19 protein-coding genes are annotated in these 21,459 nt (G+C 71.0%); 5 read left to right on the top strand and 14 right to left on the bottom strand.

Annotated elements, in window-relative coordinates:
* Nucleotides 1-37: 37 nt before the first annotated feature.
* Nucleotides 38-565: an HIT family protein gene (locus AW271_RS23855; RefSeq protein WP_245653170.1), complete on the bottom strand. Its 528-nt coding sequence runs from the start codon at nt 563-565 to the stop codon at nt 38-40.
* Between the two features lie 110 nt (nt 566-675).
* Here AW271_RS23855 and AW271_RS23850 point away from each other — a divergent pair, with 110 nt between their 5' ends.
* Nucleotides 676-1,152 (top strand): Asp23/Gls24 family envelope stress response protein, encoded by a 477-nt coding sequence (locus AW271_RS23850; RefSeq protein WP_062339804.1) that lies wholly within the window; start codon nt 676-678, stop codon nt 1,150-1,152.
* Nucleotides 1,153-1,289: 137 nt separating this feature from the next.
* On the opposite strand, the gene AW271_RS23845 is transcribed toward AW271_RS23850, so the two are convergent.
* The 3 genes from AW271_RS23845 to AW271_RS40880 form a co-directional block, all read right to left on the bottom strand.
* On the bottom strand, nt 1,290-1,751 hold the full coding sequence (locus tag AW271_RS23845; RefSeq protein ID WP_062339803.1) for a winged helix DNA-binding protein: 462 nt from the start codon (nt 1,749-1,751) through the stop codon (nt 1,290-1,292).
* A 38-nt stretch (nt 1,752-1,789) separates the two neighbouring features.
* Entirely contained in the window at nt 1,790-3,754 is a 1,965-nt protein-coding gene (thrS, locus tag AW271_RS23840; protein WP_083977127.1) for a threonine--tRNA ligase, read from the bottom strand.
* Between the two features lie 121 nt (nt 3,755-3,875).
* Entirely contained in the window at nt 3,876-4,469 is a 594-nt protein-coding gene (locus AW271_RS40880) for a glycoside hydrolase family 25 protein (RefSeq protein WP_062339802.1), read from the bottom strand.
* 84 nt (nt 4,470-4,553) lie between these two features.
* On the opposite strand from AW271_RS40880, the gene AW271_RS23830 reads away from it, so the two are divergent.
* Together AW271_RS23830 and AW271_RS23825 are read left to right on the top strand one after the other, a co-directional pair.
* On the top strand, nt 4,554-5,123 hold the full coding sequence (locus AW271_RS23830) for a TetR/AcrR family transcriptional regulator (protein ID WP_062339801.1): 570 nt from the start codon (nt 4,554-4,556) through the stop codon (nt 5,121-5,123).
* A 49-nt stretch (nt 5,124-5,172) separates the two neighbouring features.
* Nucleotides 5,173-6,267 (top strand): Gfo/Idh/MocA family protein, encoded by a 1,095-nt coding sequence (locus tag AW271_RS23825; protein ID WP_062339800.1) that lies wholly within the window; start codon nt 5,173-5,175, stop codon nt 6,265-6,267.
* On the opposite strand, the gene AW271_RS23820 is transcribed toward AW271_RS23825, so the two are convergent.
* The 7 genes from AW271_RS23820 to AW271_RS23790 all read right to left on the bottom strand — a co-directional run bounded on the left by AW271_RS23820 (nt 6,242) and on the right by AW271_RS23790 (nt 16,325).
* Nucleotides 6,242-7,375: a glycosyltransferase family 4 protein gene (locus AW271_RS23820; protein WP_062339799.1), complete on the bottom strand. Its 1,134-nt coding sequence runs from the start codon at nt 7,373-7,375 to the stop codon at nt 6,242-6,244. The genes AW271_RS23825 and AW271_RS23820 overlap by 26 nt on opposite strands.
* Nucleotides 7,372-8,250: a sulfotransferase family protein gene (locus tag AW271_RS23815; RefSeq protein WP_245653169.1), complete on the bottom strand. Its 879-nt coding sequence runs from the start codon at nt 8,248-8,250 to the stop codon at nt 7,372-7,374. The genes AW271_RS23820 and AW271_RS23815 overlap by 4 nt, the downstream gene beginning before the upstream one ends.
* Before the next feature lie 76 nt (nt 8,251-8,326).
* Nucleotides 8,327-9,043, bottom strand: a complete 717-nt coding sequence (locus AW271_RS23810) for a DUF7158 domain-containing protein (protein WP_062339797.1) — start codon at nt 9,041-9,043, stop codon at nt 8,327-8,329.
* On the bottom strand, nt 9,040-13,152 hold the full coding sequence (locus AW271_RS23805) for a glycoside hydrolase family 38 N-terminal domain-containing protein (protein ID WP_062339796.1): 4,113 nt from the start codon (nt 13,150-13,152) through the stop codon (nt 9,040-9,042). The genes AW271_RS23810 and AW271_RS23805 overlap by 4 nt, the downstream gene beginning before the upstream one ends.
* Nucleotides 13,149-13,961 (bottom strand): carbohydrate ABC transporter permease, encoded by an 813-nt coding sequence (locus tag AW271_RS23800; protein WP_062339795.1) that lies wholly within the window; start codon nt 13,959-13,961, stop codon nt 13,149-13,151. Before AW271_RS23800 ends, AW271_RS23805 begins: the two co-directional genes overlap by 4 nt.
* On the bottom strand, nt 13,958-14,902 hold the full coding sequence (locus AW271_RS23795) for a carbohydrate ABC transporter permease (RefSeq protein ID WP_083977125.1): 945 nt from the start codon (nt 14,900-14,902) through the stop codon (nt 13,958-13,960). The genes AW271_RS23800 and AW271_RS23795 overlap by 4 nt, the downstream gene beginning before the upstream one ends.
* A 124-nt stretch (nt 14,903-15,026) precedes the next feature.
* Nucleotides 15,027-16,325, bottom strand: coding sequence for an ABC transporter substrate-binding protein (locus AW271_RS23790; RefSeq protein ID WP_062339887.1), 1,299 nt, complete (start codon nt 16,323-16,325; stop codon nt 15,027-15,029).
* 162 nt (nt 16,326-16,487) lie between these two features.
* Here AW271_RS23790 and AW271_RS23785 point away from each other — a divergent pair, with 162 nt between their 5' ends.
* Nucleotides 16,488-17,510, top strand: a complete 1,023-nt coding sequence (locus AW271_RS23785; protein WP_063818090.1) for a LacI family DNA-binding transcriptional regulator — start codon at nt 16,488-16,490, stop codon at nt 17,508-17,510.
* On the opposite strand, the gene AW271_RS23780 is transcribed toward AW271_RS23785, so the two are convergent.
* On the bottom strand, nt 17,449-17,796 hold the full coding sequence (locus AW271_RS23780; RefSeq protein ID WP_157554558.1) for a hypothetical protein: 348 nt from the start codon (nt 17,794-17,796) through the stop codon (nt 17,449-17,451). The two genes, AW271_RS23785 and AW271_RS23780, sit on opposite strands and share 62 nt — an antisense overlap.
* Before the next feature lie 795 nt (nt 17,797-18,591).
* Between AW271_RS23780 and AW271_RS23775 the strand changes: the two genes are divergently transcribed.
* Nucleotides 18,592-19,329: a hypothetical protein gene (locus tag AW271_RS23775; RefSeq protein WP_157554556.1), complete on the top strand. Its 738-nt coding sequence runs from the start codon at nt 18,592-18,594 to the stop codon at nt 19,327-19,329.
* A 60-nt stretch (nt 19,330-19,389) separates the two neighbouring features.
* On the opposite strand, the gene AW271_RS23770 is transcribed toward AW271_RS23775, so the two are convergent.
* Complete coding sequence (locus AW271_RS23770; RefSeq protein ID WP_062339791.1) at nt 19,390-20,640, bottom strand: BtrH N-terminal domain-containing protein; 1,251 nt, start codon at nt 20,638-20,640, stop codon at nt 19,390-19,392.
* Between the two features lie 190 nt (nt 20,641-20,830).
* Complete coding sequence (locus tag AW271_RS23765) at nt 20,831-21,457, bottom strand: hypothetical protein (RefSeq protein WP_062339790.1); 627 nt, start codon at nt 21,455-21,457, stop codon at nt 20,831-20,833.
* Nucleotides 21,458-21,459: the final 2 nt, after the last annotated feature.

Below are 21,459 nucleotides of genomic sequence, written 5' to 3'. Positions count from 1 at the left end.
AGAACCCATCCGTCACCCGAGGCAGGGTAGTGCAGCCTTACGACGTTTTCTCGGGCCATGCCCGCGCGAGCAACTCCCGGGTGTCCCGGAGCAGCTGTGGTAGAACGCGCGTGTGCCCGACGATCGGCATGAAGTTCGTGTCGCCGCCCCATCGGGGCACGACGTGCTGGTGGAGATGGGCGGCGATGCCGGCGCCCGCGACGTGGCCCAAGTTCATGCCGACGTTGAACCCCTGCGCCCCGCTCGCCTCGCGCAGCGTGAGGAGCGCCTTCTGGGTGAACTCGGCCAGCTCGGCCGTCTCGGCGGCGTCGAGGTCGGTGTAGTCGGGCACGTGGCGGTAGGGACAGACCATCAGATGGCCGGAGTTGTAGGGGTAGAGGTTCAGGACGGCGTACACGACCTCGCCCCGGGCCACGATGAGCCCGTCGGCGTCGTCCATCTTCGGGATCTCGCAGAACGGGCACCCGTCACCGGCGCCCGGCCCGGTCGGCTTGTTCTCCCCCTTGATGTACGCCATCCGGTGCGGCGTCCAGAGCCGTCCGAAGGCGTCGGGCACGTCTGTCATGTCGGCCAGCATAGGGGGACCAGGTCATGCCACCCCCGCCGACCGGGCCTAACGCCGGACAAACCCTTCGATCTTCCGGCAGAATCCTGCTGACCTGAGGAGATGATCGTGTGACCGACGTCGCGTACGAGCACCAGAACGAGACCCCCTCCGAGGAAGAAGCCCCCGTCGCCGAGGAGAGCGCCGCCGCTCCCCAGATCTCCGTCGCGGGCCTGAAAGGCAAGATCACCGTCGCCGACGAGGTCGTCGAGAAGGTGACCGCCCTGGCCGCCATGCAGGTCCCCGGCGTCGCCGACCTGGGCGGCGACCTGGCCCGCGCGTTCGAGTCGGTCCGCGACCGCATCGGGCTCGGCTCCAAGCGCGCCAACCAGGGCGTGCGGGCCGAGATCCAGGACGGCATGGTCGCCATCGACATCACGATCGTCATCCTCTACGGCCACGTCGTGATGGAGGTCGCCGCCGAGGTCCAGTCGAGCGTGGCCACCTCGGTGGCCCAGATGCTCGGCATGGAGGTCGTCGAGGTCAACGTGACCGTCGACGACGTCAGGCTCCCCGGCGAGGGCAAGGCCGACGAAGCCGCCGCCTGACCGGACACCGGGCGGGTCCGCCGATGGCCTGCCACCCGAAACACCGGACCGGGCTCCCCGCGGGGCCCGGTCTCCGCACGTCCGGGCAGGTGAGCAACGGCGGCGCGGGGGCCGGACCCCGAAGCGCTCAGGCGCTTCTACCCGGGCAGGTCGCCGTCGCCGCCCAGGTTGGCGACCACGCGCCGCAGCACGTTGATGGTCGTCACGTAGTCGTCCGGGTCGATGCCCGCCCGGGTCTTCTCCAGGACCGGCGAGAGCCGTGCCCGGGCCCGTTGCCGCCCGGCCTCTCCCCCGGCCGTCAACGTCATGCGGCCGTCGTCTTCGGTCAGCCAGCCCCAGTGGACCAGGTCGTCGAAGATCTGGTCGAAGTCGAGGCCGAGGTCCTCCCACGCCGACAGGCGCTCGACCAGCTCGGCGCGGGTCCAGCGGCCGGGTGAACCGGCCGCGTGGTTGACCGTCCACCAGTGGGGCTGGGTCAGGCCCTCGACCGCCAGTTCGGCGCGGATCGCGCCCACCACCCGCCGGTAGGCCTCGCCCGTCCAGGCCCCGAGGGGCTGGGCGTTCAGGACCTCCGGCGGATACTCCTCGATCGTCGTCATGGCGACGACGCTAGGACCTCAAGCCGACTTGACGTCAACTACGCCAGGCGGCGCTCGACCGCGTCGACGATCTCGGCCACCGCCTGGTCGACGGAGACGCCGTTCTTCTGCTCGCCGTTGCGGTAGCGGAAGGACACCGCCCCGGCCGCGACGTCGTCGTCGCCCGCCAGCAGCATGTAGGGCACCTTCGACTTCTGGGCGTTGCGGATCTTCTTCTGCATGCGGTCGGAGGAGGCGTCGACCTCGACGCGGATGCCGTGGGCCTTGAGCTTCTTGGCGACGTCCTGCAGGTAGGCGACGTGGTCGTCGGAGATCGGGATGCCGATCACCTGGACCGGCGCGAGCCAGGCCGGGAACGCGCCCGCGTAGTGCTCGGTCAGCACGCCGAAGAACCGCTCGATCGAGCCGAACAGGGCGCGGTGGATCATGACCGGGCGCTGGCGGGAGCCGTCGGCGGCGGTGTATTCGAGCTCGAAGCGCTCGGGCAGGTTGAAGTCGAGCTGGATGGTCGACATCTGCCAGGTGCGGCCGATGGCGTCGCGGGCCTGGACGGAGATCTTGGGGCCGTAGAAGGCCGCGCCGCCCGGGTCGAGGACCAGCTCGAGGTTCTCGCCCTCGGCCACCTCGCGCAGCACCGCCGTCGCCTCTTCCCAGGTCTGGTCGTCGCCGACGAACTTCACCGGGTCCTTGGTCGACAGTTCGAGGTAGAAGTCGTTGAGGCCGTAGTCGCGCAGCAGGTCGAGCACGAAGCGCAGCAGCGAGACGAGCTCGCCGCGCATCTGCTCGCGGGTGCAGTAGATGTGCGCGTCGTCCTGGGTGAGGCCGCGCACGCGGGTCAGGCCGTGGACGACGCCCGACTTCTCGTAGCGGTAGACGGTGCCGAACTCGAAGGTGCGCAGCGGCAGCTCGCGGTAGGAGCGGCCGCGGGCCCGGAAGATCAGGTTGTGCATCGGGCAGTTCATCGGCTTGAGGTAGTAGCGCGCGCCCTCGAGCTCCATGGGCGGGAACATGCCGTCGGCGTACCAGTCGAGGTGGCCGGAGACCTTGTAGAGGTGGTCTTTGGTGATGTGGGGGGTGTTGACGAAGGAGTAGCCGGCCTCCTCGTGCTTCTTGCGCGAGTAGTCCTCCATCACCTTGCGGATCACGCCGCCCTTGGGGTGGAAGACCGGCAGGCCGGAGCCCAGTTCGTCGGGGAAGGAGAACAGGTCGAGCTCGGCGCCCAGCTTGCGGTGGTCGCGCTTCTCGGCCTCTTCGAGGAAGGCGAGGTATTCGTCCTGCTTCTCGCGCGACTCCCAGGCGGTGCCGTAGATGCGCTGGAGCTGCGGGTTCTTCTCGCTGCCGCGCCAGTAGGCGCCGCCCGAGCGCATCAGCTTGAAGGCGGGGATGACGCGGGTGGTGGGCAGGTGGGGACCCCGGCACAGGTCCTTCCAGACGAGGTCGCCGCTCTTGGGGTCGAGGTTGTCGTAGATCGTCAGCTCGGCGCCGCCGACCTCGACGCTCTCGCCCGAGTCGCCCTCGGCCGCGCCGCCCTTGAGGCCGATCAGCTCCAGCTTGTAGGGCTCGGCGGCCAGTTCCTCGCGGGCGGCGTCGTCGGAGACGGCCCGGCGGGAGAAGGTCTGCCCCTGCTTGACGATCTCGCGCATGCGCTTCTCGACGCGCTTGAGGTCGTCGGGGGTGAACGGCGCCTTGACGTCGAAGTCGTAGTAGAAGCCGTTCTCGACGGGCGGCCCGATGCCGAGCTTGGCCTCGGGGAACAGCTCCTGGACGGCCTGGGCCATCACGTGGGCGGCGGAGTGGCGCATGATCGCGCGGCCGTCGTCGCTGCCGATCTCGACCGGCTCGACGACGTCGCCGTCGGCCGCCGGGGCGGCGAGGTCTTTCAGTCCCTCGGCCACGCGGGCGGCGATCACGGTCCGGCCGTCGGCCTCCAGCAGCTCGCCGTACGTCGTGCCCTCCGTTACCGAACGCTCGACCCCTGCGACGGTGACGGTGATAGCGGACACGATGGTTCTCCTCAAACGGACGAGCGCGGATGACAGGCCGACTCTACCGGGATTGAAGCGAGTCTCGGACGGCCGAAGGCCGGCCGTGGCTCGCGTTGTGGATCTACCTGAAAGACCCGTGCTATTTCCCGCGCCGGTCCGGCGCGCCCAGGGCGAGCAGCTGGGCCACGGTGCCCGCGAAGACGTCGAGATCGAGGGGGCTGGCGGCGTACTGCTGGATGGCCCAGTCGCTCCAGGGCGCGGGCACCCGCGGCGCCCCGATCGGGCGGCCCGGGTCGGCGATCCACAGCGGATAGTCGGCCAGGCCCTCGCAGTTGCCCTCGGCGGCGAAGTGGAGGTGCGTCCAGACGAACGGGAGCAGCCCGCAGCGGCGGGTGACCTCGGCGCACCAGCGGCGGCCGAACTCGGCGACCTCGGCGGCGGGCAGGCCGTCGGTGGCCTTGAACTCCAGCGCGGCCAGGTCGCCGGGGGCGAGTCTGGCCGTCTCCAGGAAGTGCCGGGCCTGGGCGCGGGCGTCGCCCAGCGGCCGGGCCACGTGGTAGGCGCCGCGCACGAACCCGGCCCGGCCCATGGCCGTCCAGTTCTCGGCGAAACGGGTGTCGGCGAGCCGGTCGCTCTCGGTGGCGCGCGCGAAGGCGAACACCGCGTCGGTCTCGGCCTGCGCCGACCAGTCGACGGGGCCCTGCCAGTCGGACACGTCGATGCCGTGGATCACCGCTGAAGGGTAATACCGGCGACATCGGGTCGCGACCGGTTCAAATATTTGACCGCACGTTCCAGAAAGGCGTACCGTCGGCGCATGGCACGGATCAGGGAGTTCGACACCGAGGCCGCCGTCGAGGCGGCCATGTGGGCCTTCCGGCGCACCGGTTTCGAGGGCACCTCGATCCAGGACCTGGTCGAGGCCACCGGCGTCGGCCGCGGTTCGCTCTACGCGGCCTTCGGCAACAAGGAGGGCCTCTACCTGGCGGCGGTCGACCGCTACCGCGACACGTACGCCCTCCCGCTGATCGAGGAGCTGCGCGCCGGCCTGCCCGCCCGCGACCTGATCCACGGCATCCTGCTCGACGTCGTCGACGAGATCGTCGCCGACGGCGACCGCCACGCGTGCCTGATGGTGAGCGCGGCGGTCGAGCGGGCGCCCCACGACCCCGAGGTGCGGGTGCGCATCAGGGCCACCACCGCCTCCCTGGAGGACGCGTTCGCCGACCTGATCGGCGAGCAGGGCCTCGCGGGCGACCGCGACCCGCGCGACGTGGCCCGGTTCCTGATGACGACCATCCACGGCATGCGCGTCATGGCCGCCGTCACCCCCGACCGGGCGGCGCTCACGGCGATCGCGGAGGTCGCCCTGGGCTGCCTGGCCTAGCTTTTTCACGCCTAAATTCTGTAACGAACAGTCAAGAAAGGGGCCGTCGATGGACACGATCGGCGTCGGAATCATCGGAGCCAGCCCGGACGGCTGGGCCTCCTTCAGCCACGTCCCCGCTCTCAGGGCGCTGCCCGGCTACGAACTCCGGGCGGTCGGCACCTCCCGGCGGGCCTCCGCCGAGGCGGCGGCGCGGCGGTTCGGGGTCGCGGCGGCCTTCGACGACCACGAGGCGCTCATCGCCCACCCGGGCGTCGACCTCGTGGTGGTGGCCTCCACGGTGACCCGCCACCACGAGCACGCCGCCGCCGCGCTGGCGGCGGGCAAGATGGTCTACTGCGAGTGGCCGCTGGCCCCCGGCCTGGCCGAGGCGGAGGACCTGGCCGCGCGGGCGGCGGGCCGGCGTACCGTGATCGGGCTGCAGGCCCGCTACGCCCCGGCGGTCCGGCACGCCCGCGACCTGGTCGCCGACGGCTACGTCGGCGAGGTGCTCGGCACCACGCTGATCGGGTCGGGCATGTCGTGGGGCGGCCAGACCGACCGCGCCCACGTCCACCTCTTCGACGCCGCCACCGGCCTGTCGCCGCTGACGGTGTCGGCCGCGCACGCGCTGGAGGCGGTCGAGCACGTGCTCGGCGGCTTCGCCGCCGTGTCGGGAAACCTGGTCACCGCGCGGACCCGGACGCGGGTCGCCGACGACGACACGACGATCCCGGTCACCGTCCCCGACCAGGTGTCGGTCACCGGCCGCCTGGAGGGCGGCGCGGCGGTCTCGCTCTTCTACCGGGGCGGGTGGTCGCGGGGCGAGAACCTGCGCTGGGAGATCAACGGCACCGAGGGCGACCTGGTGCTGCGCGCCGACGGCCCCAACGGCAACCTCCAGACGCGCGACCTGGTGCTCGAAGGCGGCCGGGGCGACGACGACTCCGTCCACGAGATCGCCGTGCCCGGCTCCTGCTTCGACCCGGTGCCGCGCGCTCTGGAGGGCCCGGCGCAGAACGTCGCCCAGGTCTACGCGGCGCTCGCCCGCGACCTGCGCGAGGGCGCCCGGACCGTGCCCGGCTTCGACCACGCCGTGGAGCGCCACCGCCTCGTGGCCGCCCTGGAGCGGCAGCAGGTCAGCGCCGCTCCAGCAGTTCGGTGAACAGGGCCTCCCAGCGCGGCATGATCGAGTCGGCCGTGTAGTTGCGGGCCGTCTCCAGCGCCGCCGCGCCGAGCCGCTTGCGCAGCGTGTCGTCCTCGATGAGGCGGGTGATGCCCTCGGCCAGCGCGGTGACGTCCTTGGGCGGCACCAGCAGGCCGTTGACGTTGTCGACGATCACGTCGCCGGGACCCGTCGGGCAGTCGAAGCTGACCACGGCCAGGCCGTGGGCCATGGCCTCCAGCATCACCATGGGCAGCCCCTCGAACCGGGAGCTGAGCACGTAGATGGAGGAGTCGGCCAGTTCGTCCCAGAGCTTCTCGGTGCGGCCGCGGAACCGGATGCGCTCCGCTTCGGTGATCTTGTTGAGCAGTTTGGGGAGCGAGGAGCCCTCCCCGTACACGTCGAGGGTCCAGTCCTTGTGCGGCACCTGCTCGAAGGCGGGGATCAGCAGGTCGAAGCCCTTCTGGGTCTTCAACCGGCCGGCCGCGATGACCCGGCGGCTGGTCAGCTGCGACTGGCGGCGTCCGGCGATGTGCACCGAGTTGGGCATCAGCCGGGTCTTCACGCCGGGGGCGAGGCGTTCGTACTCGTTCTTGTCGGTCCGGGTCAGCACGGTGACCAGGTCGAGGCGGCCGTAGTGGCGGGCGATGTCCTGGCGCACCGGCTCCTTGTGGGTGCGCAGGTTCATGTGCTCCTGGCCGACCCGCACGACGCTCTTGCGGCCGTGCCGGGCGGCGATCAGGTTCAGGCCCGGCCGGGTGGTGACCAGGATGCCGTCGTCGAGACTCGCGATGTACTCGGTGACGGCCTTCTCGACGTGCGCGGTGAACCAGTGGGCGGCGAACTCCCCCTCGGGCACCGCCTTGCCGCGCAGGCGGCGCATGACCCGGTCGGTGAACGTGACCGGCTCGACGCCGCCGCGCTCGTCGACGATGGCGCTGACCTTGACGCGCGGGTCGATCTCGAACTGGGGCCGGTCGCGGCGCTGGACGGTGCTGACGATCTCCACGTCGTGGCCGCGCTGGGCCATGGCGTTTGCCTGCGTGATGACGGTCCGAATTGTTCCGCCCATGCCGTAGGCGTGGAGGAGCATGTAACGGATCTTCACTTGGACAGGTACCCCCAGCTAACGCTCATCGGGCGGAGCACGTCGGGAATCTCGGACTCGGTGGGCAGCTCGCGCCCCTTCTGGACCTCGCCGGAGCGGATCTTGTCCTTCCAGTCGCCCAGGCCCTTCTGCACGACGGTCTGCGAGGAGCCGTAGCGCAGCATGGCGGGCTCGAAGGGGATGCCCAGGAAGTCGCAGATCTTGCGGACCTGACCCTCGGGGTCGTCCGTCAGCTCCTCGTAGTGGACCGTGTGGCCCTCCAGGCCCTTGCGGGCACGCTCCACCGCCTTCATGTACCGCAGCGCGTCGGCCGCCGCCTCGGTGAAGTCGCGCTTCTCCGGGTCGGCCTCGTGCCACGACCGCGCGATCGAGACGGGGTGGCGCAGCAGGAAGACGAACCGGGCGTCGGGCCAGCAGGCCGCCAGGCGCTCGAAGGCGAAGGCGTTGGCCGGGGTCTTGTCGACGATGTGGCTCTTGCCGCTGCGCAGCAGCTCGCGGTGGAGCACCCGGTCCCACAGCAGGTGCTCCAGATCGGCCTGGTTGTGGCCGAGGGCGTGCATCGCCCGTTCGGCCAGCCCGGTGCCGAAACCGACGGTGAGCCGCCGGACGTGCAGTTCGTGCGGGGCGTGCAGCAGCGAGTGGGCGTTCAGAATCGAGCGCAGGAGGGTCGATCCCGACCGGACCGGCGACATCACGAAGATGGGGGCGCGCAGCAGCCGGTCGGTCCGGGCGTCGGCCGGCGGCCGCACCTCCGAGGCGGGCGCGGCGGCGGGCTTGGCCGCCTTCGCCTTCCCGGCCTTGGGCGAGATCACCGGTGCGGACTCGCCCGTCTTCGTCAGATGAAACCCGGTGAACTCGCCCAGCGCAACGTTCACTCGTTGTTTCCAGTTCATGTGTGGACCTTACGGACTTTCCCTGAGAATTACCTGGAACTGCCCGTAGGTTGGCACATCAATGCCGGTGCGTGTGATCAGGATGGCTGATGTCGCCCGGATGCTCGTAACCGGGCGTTAACACCGCGGCCGCGCAGCGGGCGTCCGCCCACAGCGCGAACCGCCGCCGCCGGGCGGCGTCGAGGAGCGTCGCGCGGATGCGCGGCGCCGCCTCGGCCAAGCTCAGATCCCTTTTCGTGTACGCCCCCACGACGAACACCTCGTCGCCGTGGGCCACGTGGTCGCCCTCGGCCGCCCGGAACACCGCCTCGGGCACCAGCTCGGCGCGGGTCACCTCGTATTCGGCCGCCACCCCGTTCCGCCAGTGGGTGACGGCCCGCGCCGGCCCCGGCCGGAACCGGTCGGGGTTGGCGGCGTAGTACCGGCGCACGTCCTCCTCGGAGACCGTGACCCCGGCCGTGAGGTCGCGGTAGACGGCCTGGGCCAGCCGGTCGCCCGAGAGCACCGCGGCCATGACGCTGCCGAGCTCCAGCCGGGCGGTGGCCGGCAACTCCATGGGCGGCCCGGCCCAGGGCCGCAGCCCCCGGCGGGCGGCCTCGGCGGCGACCACCCGTTCGGCGACCAGCAGCTGCACCACCCAGCGGCGCAGCTGGCGGCCCTCGGTGGTGCCGTCGGCCGGGAGCAGGTCGCCGCGGGGACCGCGGCGCAGTGCGGCCATCCGGCCGGCGACCTGCTCCAGCGTGACGGGGGCGCCCTCGACGAGAGCGGCGATCACCGGTCCCCCCTCACCCTCAGCGGCACGGCGGGCGAGTAGCTCACCCGGCCGAACCACATGGCCTTGACCAGCAGCCACCAGTCGCCCGGCCGCATGCCGAGCGGCACGTCGGCGACCACGTCGAGCACGGCCCGCCCGCCCGGCGCGAGGTCCAGCGGGTGGATGAGCGGCCCGGTGACGCCCCAGGTGCCCCACGGGCCGAGCACCTGGACCTCGCCCCTGATGGCGAAATCGGCGCGATTGGTCAACGTGACCGGCAACCGGGAGCGCCCGCCGGGGGCCGTCTCGACGCCCTCCGCCGGCACGTCGACCGCGAGCAGCGACGCCGGGCCGGGGCTGACGGGCCGCCCCGACCCGTCGAGGAACACGACGTCCTCGTGGGTCTGGCCGCCGTGCGCCAGCGTGACCGCCACCGGCCAGGGGCCCTCCCCCGCGCCGGGGGGCGGCGTCACCGCGACGTCGAAGGCGGTCCAGCCGCGCGGCGGGAGCCGTACCGGACGATCGCCCGGCGCGGCGGCCCAGCCGGGCGGCACGGCCACGCGGACCTCGCCCTCGGCGGCGGCGTCGACGAGATCGGAGGCCAGCGAGACCCGGACCCCGCCGGGCACGGCCCGCGCGTGCACGCTCAACGGCTGGTAGCCCAGCGGCGCCGAGCCCCGGTTGTGCAGCCAGTAGCGCGAGAACACCGGCTGCGCCGGCTCGGCGGCCCGCCCGAGGCGGTCGCCCGGCCCTTCGGGGTCGCGGGCGTCGGTCTTCAGCACGAACGTGGCGATCTCGCTCGGCCCGAGGTCGGCGACCAGCACGCCGTCGCGCACCTTGGCCTCGCTCGTCGCGGTCTCGAGCAGGTCGGCCACCGCCGCCTCGACCAGCGGGAACGGCGAGCTCACGCGCAGCGGGACGGCCCGGCCGTGCGGCTCGTAGAACCGTGCGACGACCCCGGCGCGCGGATCGGCCGGGACCGCCCGGCCGCCCGCCGTCGGGTTCCCGGCCGCCTTGAACGCGGCCAGCACGGCCGCTCCGGCGGGTTCGACGGTCACCAGCGAGGCCGTCGCGGGCAGCACGCCCGGGTGGGCGGGTTCGACGACCGCGCGCAGCGGGTGGCCGTAGTCGTGCGCCTTGGCGACGATCCCGGCGTCCCGGTAGTCGCCGCCGCCGGAGGCGATGGCGTAGTCGAAGGTGTGGCTCCAGTGCTGGAGGCCGAAGCCGGTCCCGTCGGGGGCGGTCCGGCGCGGCGGGTCGATCCACATGCCCGACGGCCAGCCGGTCGACGACCGCATCAGCGACAGGTGCAGCCGCCCCTGGACGTCGACGGCGAAGCCGGGCACGCCGCGGTTGAGCACCGCGACGGTCCGGCGCTCCTCGGCGTGGTCGGCGCTCTGGCCGACCTTGATCACGTGATCCTCGATAACGTTGTCCGGCGACCCGGCGAGCACCACGACCGGCAGGTCGAGCACGCCGCGCAGGTCCGACTCGGGGTGGAACGCCTGCTCGCGGGTGTGCCGGGCGGGCAACCAGACGACCGCCGACCCCTTCTCGGCGAGTTGCCGCTCCAGCTCCTCGGTGTACGCGGGCCCGGCGGCGGCCAGCGCCTCGGCGGTGAAGGCGTTCTCGGCCGGCCCGCCGACGGCGAACCGCACGTCGGGCAGGTTCGAGTCGAACGACAGCAGGCCGTAACGGGTGCCGGCCGCGTGGGCGGTCGTCGAGGTGACCCCCGACCGCGCCAGTGCGACGGCCAGGTCGCGCGCGTCGGCGGTGTCCTCCTCGTGCGGCACGACGATCTCGGCGACCGCGATCGGCACGCCGGTCCCGTTGGCGAAGGCGATGCGGGCCGGGGCGCTCAGCCCGAACCACTGGTAGGCGGGGTTGTCCAGCGTCCACGGATGTTCGGCCGCGTCGACGTCGGGGTGCGCGAACGGCCGCCCGACGACGGCGTGGCCGACCTCGGAGACCGGCACCGCGCCCGGCACCGCGCACGGCCAGCGGAGCCGCACCAGCTGGTCGGCGCCGTCGAAACCGTCGACGTGGGTGGCGCAGTCCACCCGCGCGAGGCCGTACCACAGAGTGACCGTCTGCGTGTACGTGACGGAGCCGAGCGAGCCGGTGACGGTGATCCGCCGGCCGAGCCGCGACCGCTCGGTCGTCACCGAGGTCGCGGGGAGTGCGGCGCTCCCCGTGGAGACGCCCGTCGGCAGCAGGTGCCACGGGCCCTCACGGAAGACCGGGTGTTCGTGGTACTCCTCGTACACCACCAGCTCGTTGCCCACCTCGCCGGGCGTGATCAGCTCGTCGCCCGTGGCCAGGTCGACCAGCGAGACCACGCCGCCGCCCCGCGCGGGGTCGACGGTGAGCCGGTGGAACTCGTTCTCGATCGTGTACGCGTCCTCGACGGCCCATTCCTCGACGGCGCCCGACGCGGCGAGGCGGTAGGAGCGGTAGCCGACCGAGGGCACGTCGGCGGCCAGGAAGACGATCTCGGCGCGGGTGTCGTCGGCGTGCTCGACCAGACAGGGGACGCCGGCGATCGTGAAGCCCGCCGGCACGGTGACCCGCACGACGTCGGTGCGCGGCCAGGCGTTGGCGTTGTAGACGATCACACTGTCGCCCTGGACGTCGGTCCGCGCGGCCAGATGCGCCAGCGCCGCCGTGTGCACCTCGGCCGCCAGGTCGTACGCCTCCCGCCAGCCCGCCAGCAGGTCGAGGTAGACCTGGTCGGACTCGGTGCCGGTGATGGCGTCGTGGTGCGCCCCGAACACCAGCTGCCGCCACGCCTTGTCGAGCGCGGCCTCGGGATACTCCGCGCCGCCGGCCAGGCAGGCCAGCGCGGCGAACCGCTCGGCGTCGAGCAGCTCGTTCTCGGCCGCCCGCTGGGCCTGCTTGGTGTCGATGTACGACACGTCCTTGCCGGTGTAGATCGGGTTCATGTCCCGGGTCTGCGGCGACAGGCGGCGGCCCTCGGCGGCCAGTTCGGCGGTGACCGCCGAGAAGAACTCGCGCGGGATCGCGCAGTGGAACCTCGGCCAGACGTAGCGGGCGTTCCAGTCGCGGTGGATGTCGGTCAGCCACTTGTTCGGCGGGCTGTAGTCGGTGCCGACCGGGATCAGCACGTTGCGGGTCGCGGCGACCTTCTTCAGGTCGAGGAAGAGCCCGTACACCGACTCCTCGGCGGCCGCCAGCGTCTGCGCGGAGTCCATCGACCAGCCCGCGCCGTAGTGGGCCGCCATGTAGTGGGTCAGCAGGCCGCGCCCCGACGGGGAGATCCACTCGAACTCGGTGCGGAACTGCATGTCGGAGGGGTCGCCGTGGGGGGTGTCGTAGGTGCCGACCTCCAGGATCGGCCCCCACTGGTGGAACGGCCCGCGCGCCCACGCCGAGGAGGTGAGCCCGGCGTCGGCCATCATGCCGGGGAACTGCGGGTCGTGCCCGAACGCGTCGAGCTGCCAGGCCGTCGCGGGCTCCCCGCCGAGCACGTCGCGCTGGAAGCCGACCCCGTAGACGGCGTTGCGGATCGTCGTCTCGGCCCCGGTCAGGTTGGTGTTGGGCTCGTTGTACGTCCCGCCCATGATCTCCAGCCGGCCCTGGTCCACCAGGTCGAGGATGATCGCGCGCTGCTCCGGGAAGCTGTCCCAGTAGGGCTTCAGGTAGTCGACCTCGGCCAGCACGAACTTGTAGTCGGGGTCGCGGCGGGCCAGCTCCAGGTGGGCGTCGATCAGCTGGAACGCGGTGAACTGGAAGCTCATCCGGATCTCTTGGGCGTCCGGCTGGTCCTCCCACTCGCTGGCGTATCCGGCCTGGGTGTTCCACCAGACGGGGTCGTAGTGGAAGTGGGAGACGAGGTGGACGGTCCAGCCGGGCTCGGCGACCGTGATCCGGGCGGTCTCGGAGGCGTCTCCCGCCGACACCATGACGGTGATCTGTTCCCCCGGGCGGGCGTCGGTCGAGATGGGGACCTCGTGCGTCCCCGTACCGGAGACACCCCGGAGTTCCCCTCGCGCCCCACCCGTGACCTCGATGTCGACGAGGTCCGCGAAGGCCGTGGTGACGCGCAGGATCTGGCGCGGCGCGTCGGCCGGGCCGGCGAACAGCTCGGTGGACTCGATCGTCAGATTCATCCTTTGACCGCTCCGCCGGTAAGGCCCTTCACGAAGTTCTTCTGCAGGGCGAGGTAGAAGACGAGGATCGGCAGCGTCGCCAGGAACATGAAGGCGAACACCGAGCCGAAGTCCGATTGGTACTGCCCGATGGCCCGGTAGACGCCGACCGTCACGGTCGTGCCGCTGTCGGGGCCGAGCACGATGAGCGGGGTCAGGAAGTCGTTCCAGATCCACACGCCCAGGAAGATCATCACGCTGGCCGAGGCGGGCCGCAGCAGCGGGAAGACCACCTGCCAGAACACCCGGAACCGGTTCGCGCCGTCGAGCGCGGCGGCCTCTTCGAGCTCCAGCGGCACGCCGCGGACGAACCCCATGAAGAGCAGCACCCCGAACGGCACGTAGTAGCCGACGTTCACCAGCACGAGCCCCTGCAGGGTCGTCATCAGGTCGAACCACTTCAGCACGGTCGTGATCGGGGCCATGATGACCGGCACCGGGATCATCAGCCCGCACAGCAGCGTGCCCATGACGACCTTGGCGGCCCAGTGCCGCGATCGGGCCAGGTAGTGGCCGAGCATGGCCGAGAAGACGGTCAGCACGGTCACCGACAGGGCCGTCACCGCGATCGAGTTGATCAGGCCGAAGGTGAACAGGTGGTCGGGCCGGTTCAGCACCGCCGCCAGGTTGTCGAAGGTGGGCGGGAACGGCAGCCCGGCCGGGTCGGCCACCACGGCCGCGCTCGGCTTGAAGATGTTCACCAGCACCAGATAAAGGGGCAGGAAGAACACCACGCCCACGAACGTGGCGACGATCGGCCGCGCGTTCACTGGGACACCTCTCTCTTCTGCAGGAACCGCAGCACGACCACCGAGATGAACGCGACGATCGCGAGCATCACCGCCGCCAGCGCCGAGGAGTAGCCGATCCGGTTGCTGACGAACGCCGTCTGCACGACCTGGAAGGCCATCGTCACGGTGGTGCCGTTGCCGGGCCCGCCGTTGGTGATGACGCGCACCTGGTCGTACGCCTTGAAGCCGGTGATCAGCAGCATGACCACGTTGATGGTCAGCGCCGGGGCGAGCATCGGCCAGGTGACGTTGCGGAAACGCTGGAGCGGGCCCGCGCCGTCGATCGAGGCGGCCTCGTTGAGCTCGCGCGGCACGCCCTGGAGCCCGGCCAGGTAGACCACGACGCAGAAGCCGAGCATCTGCCAGGCCATGATCCAGGCGATCGAGTAGATCGCCAGGTCGGGGTCGGACAACCAGCCGGGCGGCTCGTCGATCCCGAGGCCGCGCAGCGCCGAGTTGAGCAGCCCGTCGTCGGTGAGGATCGCCTGCCAGATGACGCTGATGACGACCGAGCTGAGCACGACCGGGGTGAAGAACACCCCGCGCAGCAGGACGTAGAGCTTGGTCGGCCGGTCGAGCAGCATGGCGATCAGCAGCCCGCCGACGTTGGCCAGCACCGTGATGATGGCCGTGATGATCACCGTGTTGAGCAGCGCCTGGTGGAACTCGGCGTCGCTCAGCAGGTTGACGTAGTTGCGCAGGCCCACGAACTGGGTGGGCGGGTTGAACGGGTTGAGGTTCGTCAGGCTGTTGTAGCCGGTCATCCCGATCGGGACGAGCACGAACAGCGTGTACGCCAGCAGTCCGGGCAGGGCGAACAGGGAGAACCTGCCCAGGGCCGGCAGGAACCCGCCGCGCCTCCTGGGTGGCCGCGCGGCGCGGGCCTTCACCCGCGTTTCGCGGTGCATCGTCTGGGTCATCGGGCCACCACGTCGGGTTCGCGGGCCGGGCCGGGGCGCGGGGCCCTGCGCCGCGGGATCTGGATCGGGAGGGCGCGGGGCGCGTGTGCACGCGCCCCGCGGGTCCGGTTCTGGGTCATCGGGGTTACTGGGTCGCCTTGGCGTACTCGTCGTCGAGGAACTCGGCGAACTGCTGGGCGTTCTTCTTGCCGGTGATCAGGTCCTGCACGCCGAGGGCGGCCTTGTCGGCCAGGCCCGGGGGCAGCGCGCCGTCGCCGGCCTCCTGCGAGAAGGCGTCGAAGATCGAGCCCTCCTGCATGCCCTTCTGGTAGATCGCGACGGTCGCGTTGTAGACCGGGCCCATGTCGGCGGGCGGGGTGTAGCCCTTGATCGCCGGGATCGAGCCGTCGGCCTTCACGAACGCGTCGTTGTTCTCCTTGTCCTCGTCGAACGCCAGCGCCCACTTCTTGGCCAGCTCGACGTTCTTGGCGGTCGCGCTGACCAGGGTGCCGCCGCCGGTGAAGGTCGGGGTGACCGGGGAGCCGTCGTCGGTCGGCCACGGGAAGGCGCCGACCTCGAACGACGGCTTGTTGGCGTCGGCCGAGGTCGCGAACCAGGAGCCCATGGGGTACATGGCGCCCTTGCCGTCGCGGAAGGCCTGCTCGGTGTCGGCGTAGGAGCGCGACAGGCCGGCCGGGTCGATGTACTCGTTCTTGGCCAGGTCCTCGATCTTCTTGGCGGCGGCCACGAAGTCGGGGTCGGTGAACTTGACCTTGCCCTGGGCGCGCTGGAGCAGCCAGTCGGGCGTCTTCTTGTAGACGTCGGTGGCCACGGTGCCGGTCAGCGGGTACATGTCGGCCCACGTGTCGGCGCCGCCGCCGCCCACGATGAACGGGGTGGTGCCGCCGTCCTTCAGCTTCTTGGAGATGTCCAGAAGCTCCTGGTACGTCGTCGGCGTCGCAGTGATGCCCGCTTTGGCGAACATGTCCTTGTTGTAGTAGACAACCGGGATGACCTGCGTGTTGTACGGGAGCTGGTAGACCTTGCCCCCGATCGCCCCCGCCTTCGGCGCGATGAAGTTCTTGAGCTCCTCATCGGTGAACGGCGCCAGCTTGCCCGCCTGGGCGAACCCGGCGGGGTTGACCGACTGCAGGATGTCGGGCAGGTTGCCGGCCGCGTCGAGCTGCTTGGCGTACGCCGTGCGGTCGATGTTGGGCGTCACGAGCTTCTTGATGGTCACCTCGGGGACCTTCGCCGAGGCCCGCGCGATGGCGGCGTCCCAGAACGCCGCGTTCAGGTTGGGCGTCTCGAAGACCAGGAAGCTCAGCTCCACCTTGCCGCCGGACGAGGCGCTCGCGCCGCCCTCCGGCTGGGAGGTCTCGCCCACGCCACAACCGGCCGCCGCCAGCACCGCGGCCAGGCCGAATATCAAAGTTCTGCGCATCAGCACAGCCCTCCTCGTTGCCGATCCGGCTCCCCGAAGCCGATTGAGATAACGTTATCCCGATACCGTAGAGTGTTGCGCGGAGGTTTCAAGAGCGAGGCGGGCAACGAATTGGTCACGGGCCGAATGGCGTCAACGGGCGATCATGCGGATGATAGGCGGATGCAGGAGAAGCCGAGGGCGCGGAAGGGCCGCAGGCCGACGATGGTCGACGTCGCCCGCGAGGCGGGCGTGGCGCTGCGGACGGTCAGCCGGGTCGTCAACGACGACGCGACCGTCGGCGCCGAACTGGTCGAACGGGTCAGGAGCGCCATCGCGGCCCTCGACTACCGCCCCGACGAACGCGCCCGCCACCTGCGCCTGGGCGTGACCGGCACCCTCGGCGCGGCCGTCCGGCAGCTCTCCCACGTCAACCCGGTGCTGCGCGCGGTCGAACGCGCCGCCCGCGCCGCCGGCCTCATGGTGCTCGCCGCCTCCACCGAGGACGACGAGAAGATCGAGCGCCACGTGGTCGAGTCGATGTGCCGCCGCCGCTTCGACGGCATCCTGCTCGAACCCATCGGCGCCGACCACGGCTACCTGGTGCCCGAACTCGCGGCCGGTCTGTCACTCGTCGCCGTCGACCGCCCCGTGCTCGGCCTCGAGGTCGACTGCGTGTTGTCCGACAACGTCGCCGGCATCGAGACCGCCTTCGCCCACCTGGTCGCCCACGGCCACCGCCGCATCGCCTACATCGGCGACGACGAGCGCATCTACACCGCCCAGGAACGCGCCACCGCCTTCCGCGCCTGCCTGCGCGCCCAGGGCGGCCCCGCCGACGCCATGATCCACACCGGCCCGATAGAGCGCGACCGCATCCACCGCGCCCTCGAGACCGCCCTGTCGGGCCCGGCCCCGGCGACCGCCGTCATCACCGGGAACGCGACACTCAGCGTCGAGACGGTCCGCTGGTTCCGCGACCACCACGACGACGTGGCGATCGTCGGCTTCGACGACTCCGAACTCGCGACCCTGCTGCGCCCCGACCTGACGGTGGTCGCCCAGGACGACGCGGCCATCGGCGACACGGCCATCACGATGCTCCGCACCCGCATCGCCGACCCGTCGACCCCGGTCCGCAAGGTCACCGTCCCGGTGACACTCCAGGCGAGGGGCTCGGGCGAGACCCCGCCGAAGCGGCCCTGACCCGCCAGGCCGCCAGCCCGCAGGCGAGCACGACCATCAGGCACCCGTCGACGACCAGGTTCACCCCGGCGGGGACCAGCTCCTGCGTGGTGCCGTCGGCGTAGAGGCACTCGTGGCTGAGAGGCAACCAGCTCCAGGTCGTGGCCGGGAAGTCGAGCGGGCCACCGGAGCAGTACTCGCCGGTGGCCCTGAGTTCGAGGAACGCGCCGGCCCAGATCCCGTAGAGCCACGCCACGCCCGCGACCACCGCCGCGAGCAGGGCGCCGAGACCACACCTCCAGATCATGCGACCCATCATGGTCGCCGCGAAGCCCCGCACGAACACCTCGAGCTGGCCGGGCGGGCAGGATGGCCGGGGCCCAGCGAGATGAGCGAGTCGACCGCGTTGGCGGGAATCCGGCGCGCGAAGCGGGGTCGCCCGTGAAACGGCCCTCGTAGACCTGCCTGAACCGGGTCACAGGCGTCGGCGTCCTCGACCGGGTCGCGCAGCTTCGAAGGTGCCCGCGCCGTGCGCCTGTGGCGCACACGTCGGCGCGGGTTCGGAAGGACGCGACCAAACCGTCTCCCGCCGGATCCGCCCGTCGGGCGAATACGCATTCGACATTCACCAAGAATGCCCGGCCGAGAATCACTGCTTTCCCGCATCAGCCCAAGAGCCCCGCGGAAAACCCGAAAATCACCGTCGAAACCGTGCTGTCCAGCGGCGTGCGAGTTCGGAAAATGGACAACTGGATTCGGGGCGGCGGATATCTCGCCAACGGCTGCACAGCTGGATTCAATTTCAAATACGCCACCACCGAGACAAAGCGTCTCGGCACCGCCGGACACTGCGTCAACTCAACCGTGGACTACGCCAATCAGGGTGGCGACGGCGGCGGCACGAGGATTACGAGCGTCTGGTCACACCAGGGTTCCAACGGGGACATCGGATATACACACACGGCACGATGGACCCCACCCGTACCTTCTACTGGGGCTGGGGAGAGAAACGCTACGCCGAAGCCCAGGGCGAACGTGCACCACGATCCGGGATGTCAACGTCTCCTCAGGAGATGGGCTCCACAACCTCTTCATCGCCCACATGCAGGAGCCGACCGGCTGCAGCGGGGGCGACAGCGGTGGCCCGTGGTTCAATGCCGGCACCGCTTACGGAATCCACATGGGAGGACCCTTAGGGGATAACGGCGCGACCATCTACTGCGCCGGCACCCACGTGGACAGATTCGTGATCAGAACGATCCCACCGCGGATGGGTCGTCGACCGGACTCCGGCCGGTGGCTCATCCGTTTTCCCAGGAAAGACGTGAAGAGAAAAAACAACAGCATGGGCCGAATCCACACTGCGGTCGCGGCGGCGATGCTCCTTGTCTCCTGTGGCGTCTCCTCCGGCGACCCGGGCGTGCAGGAGGGAGCACCGGCGGCGGAGATGACGACCTCCCCCGCACCCGATTTCACCTCGACCGGAACAGACCCGATTCTCATCCTCCATAATCGATCCTCCTCGCCCCATCGCCAGGTCACCGGCAGGCTCACCTACAGCGCCGACGACGCCTGCCTCCTGGTCACGTCCAGCAGAGGACTGAGCGACGCGGAGTTGATGATCCCCATCTGGCCCGCCGGAACCAGCCCGCTTCTGCGTGACGGCAAGCGTGGCATCCGGCTCCCGGACTCACGATCGATCATGGACGGTGATTCGATCTCGGCGGGCGGAAGCTATTGGAAATCGTCGGACCCGAGATCACCGGACGCCGATCTGGTCCCACCGGGCTGCCGGAAGACGAGGACGTTCATCGTGTTCAATCGGAACTCCTTCCGATGAGATGAGCCGCGCCGGTCCCCCGGATGCCGGGCCCACCATGGCGAGCCCGGCACACGGTCCCTACTGCGCCGGAAGTACCGCACGCAGGGCCGCGACGGCCGCCGTCTCGGCGTGGAAGATCTCCGCGAGCCGTTCGCTCAGCGCCGGGAAGAAACCGGGCTCCGGAGGCGTCGCCTCCGCCTTCAGCGCCCACAGTTCCGCCGCCGCCGACTCCGCGTCCGCCGCACCGGCCGAGCCCTCGGCCACGGCCGCACGCACCGCCGCGGTGAGTTCGCGCAGTCGCCGGTTGCCCGACTCCGGCAGGGCCGTCTCGGCGAACTCGTGCCACAAGCCGTGGATGCGCCGGAACTCCGCCGCGAGGTCGTGCAGCGGCAGGCCAAGGAGGTCGGCCGCCTCGTCGAGGCCGTCGGCGAACAGGTCGCGGTGGTTGCCGCCGTCGGTGCCGACCGGTTCGACGGCCTCCCAGATCGACAACATGGCCCCGGCCAGGCCGCGGCCGTCGGCGAAGACCTTGGGCCAGCCCTTCGCGGCCGAGCCGTCGACGACGGTCCGGCTCCACTTGCGCCAGGCCGGCAACGAGAACGAGTCGGAGGCGCCGCTCAGGTGGGCGGCGCAGTCGCGGAGGCCGGCCAGCACCGCCTCCTCCAGCCGAGGCTCGGCGGGGGTGACGGCGTGCAGCATGTTCTTGTACGACCCCACCCGCGCCCGCGCCGCGTCGAGCCGCGACCGGTCGACACGCAGCGGCGCGAGGTTGCGGTCGTCGACCCAGACGCCGTCGCCGTCCTCCCGGTAGACCACGATCGGGTGCCCGCCGTAGCCGTCGAGGATCGCCGGGGCGTGCCAGTAGCCGACGTGGTAGAGGTCGGGCAGCACCACGCACGCCCGGCCAGCCGCGAGTTCGGCCGACAGCCGCGCCGACGCGCCCTTCGCCCCGCCGGTGGTGTGCACGTCGAACGGCACCCCGAGCCGGGTCAGCGTGGTGTCCATCCACTTCTGCGGATACTGCCAGCGGTTGCGGAAGCCCAGCACGACGGTGGCCGACTCGTGCCGCTTGAACTCCCACAGGATGTAGCCCGCGCCGAGCCCTCCCCCGGCGAGGTAGACGAGCGGCTCGCTGACGGGGTGGCCGCCGTTGCGCAGGAGGTTGGCCACCGCCGCCGAGGCGGAGTGGCGGCCGCCGTGGAGGGTCCAGCCGTGGTCGGTCTGCGGCCCGGCCGCGCCCGCGACGTGCAGGCGGGCGGTGGTGTAGCTCTCGCCCGTCTTGGCCATGCGCGCCCGGATGCGCGCCTTCAGCTGCTTCTTGCCGGTCATGACGACTCCATCGCGGCGCACGCGAACACCCGGTCCACGCCCGCGATGCTCGCTTCGGCCGCTTCGGTGGTCGCCGTGCACGGATCCGCCGCGCTCCAGAGGCGATGAGGTCCCCTTTGCCTCCGCGTGCGGCGGGCCGCGTGGAGACCCGCTGAAGGAGGTTGGGCGGTGGAGCCCGCCACGCCCGAACCTACACCTTCGGGATGTCGACCGCGATCTCGTCGCCCAGCCGGTAGCCCGTCGCCAGGTCGAGCCGGTCGCCGCTCCAGAAGCGGCCCGGGTCGTACCAGTTGGCCGCCTTGCGGTTGGTCAGCAGGCCCATCGCCTCGTAGGTGACCGCCACCACCTCGGCGCAGTAGGCCGACTCCAGCGCCATGTCGCGCGACCGCCGTGACGGCAGCCGGCCCTGCAGCCACCGGCCCGCCAACCGCGCCGTCGATGGGAAGGGGGTGCCGTCGAGGCGGGCGATCGTCTTGAGTACGGCGTCTTCCATCTCGCGGGTCACGTCGGGCTGGAGCTGGCGCAGCCAGCCGCGCTGGCCGTATCGGTTCGACCAGGTCACCACGGCCTCGCGCAGGTCGTGGAGCTGCACGCCGCGCTGGCGGGTGCCGGTCCACATGTCGGTGAGGGAACGGCCGAGCTCGGCGTGCCACATCAGCGGCGGCAGATCGTCGATCACGACCGACATGCCGACGTGGTTCACCGGGCTGTTGGTCGTCATCTGGATCGCCCGGTCGGGGACCGAACGGCCGCGGAACACCCAGACGTCACCGGTCCGGGTCTGGGTCAGCGCTTCGTCGAGGGTGATGCCGCTCATAT

Origin of the sequence: Herbidospora sakaeratensis, assembly GCF_001570525.1 — a bacterium.
GTDB lineage: Bacteria > Actinomycetota > Actinomycetes > Streptosporangiales > Streptosporangiaceae > Herbidospora > Herbidospora sakaeratensis.
Note: the sequence above shows the minus strand (reverse complement) of the source record. Positions and strands in the feature narration are given on the sequence as shown.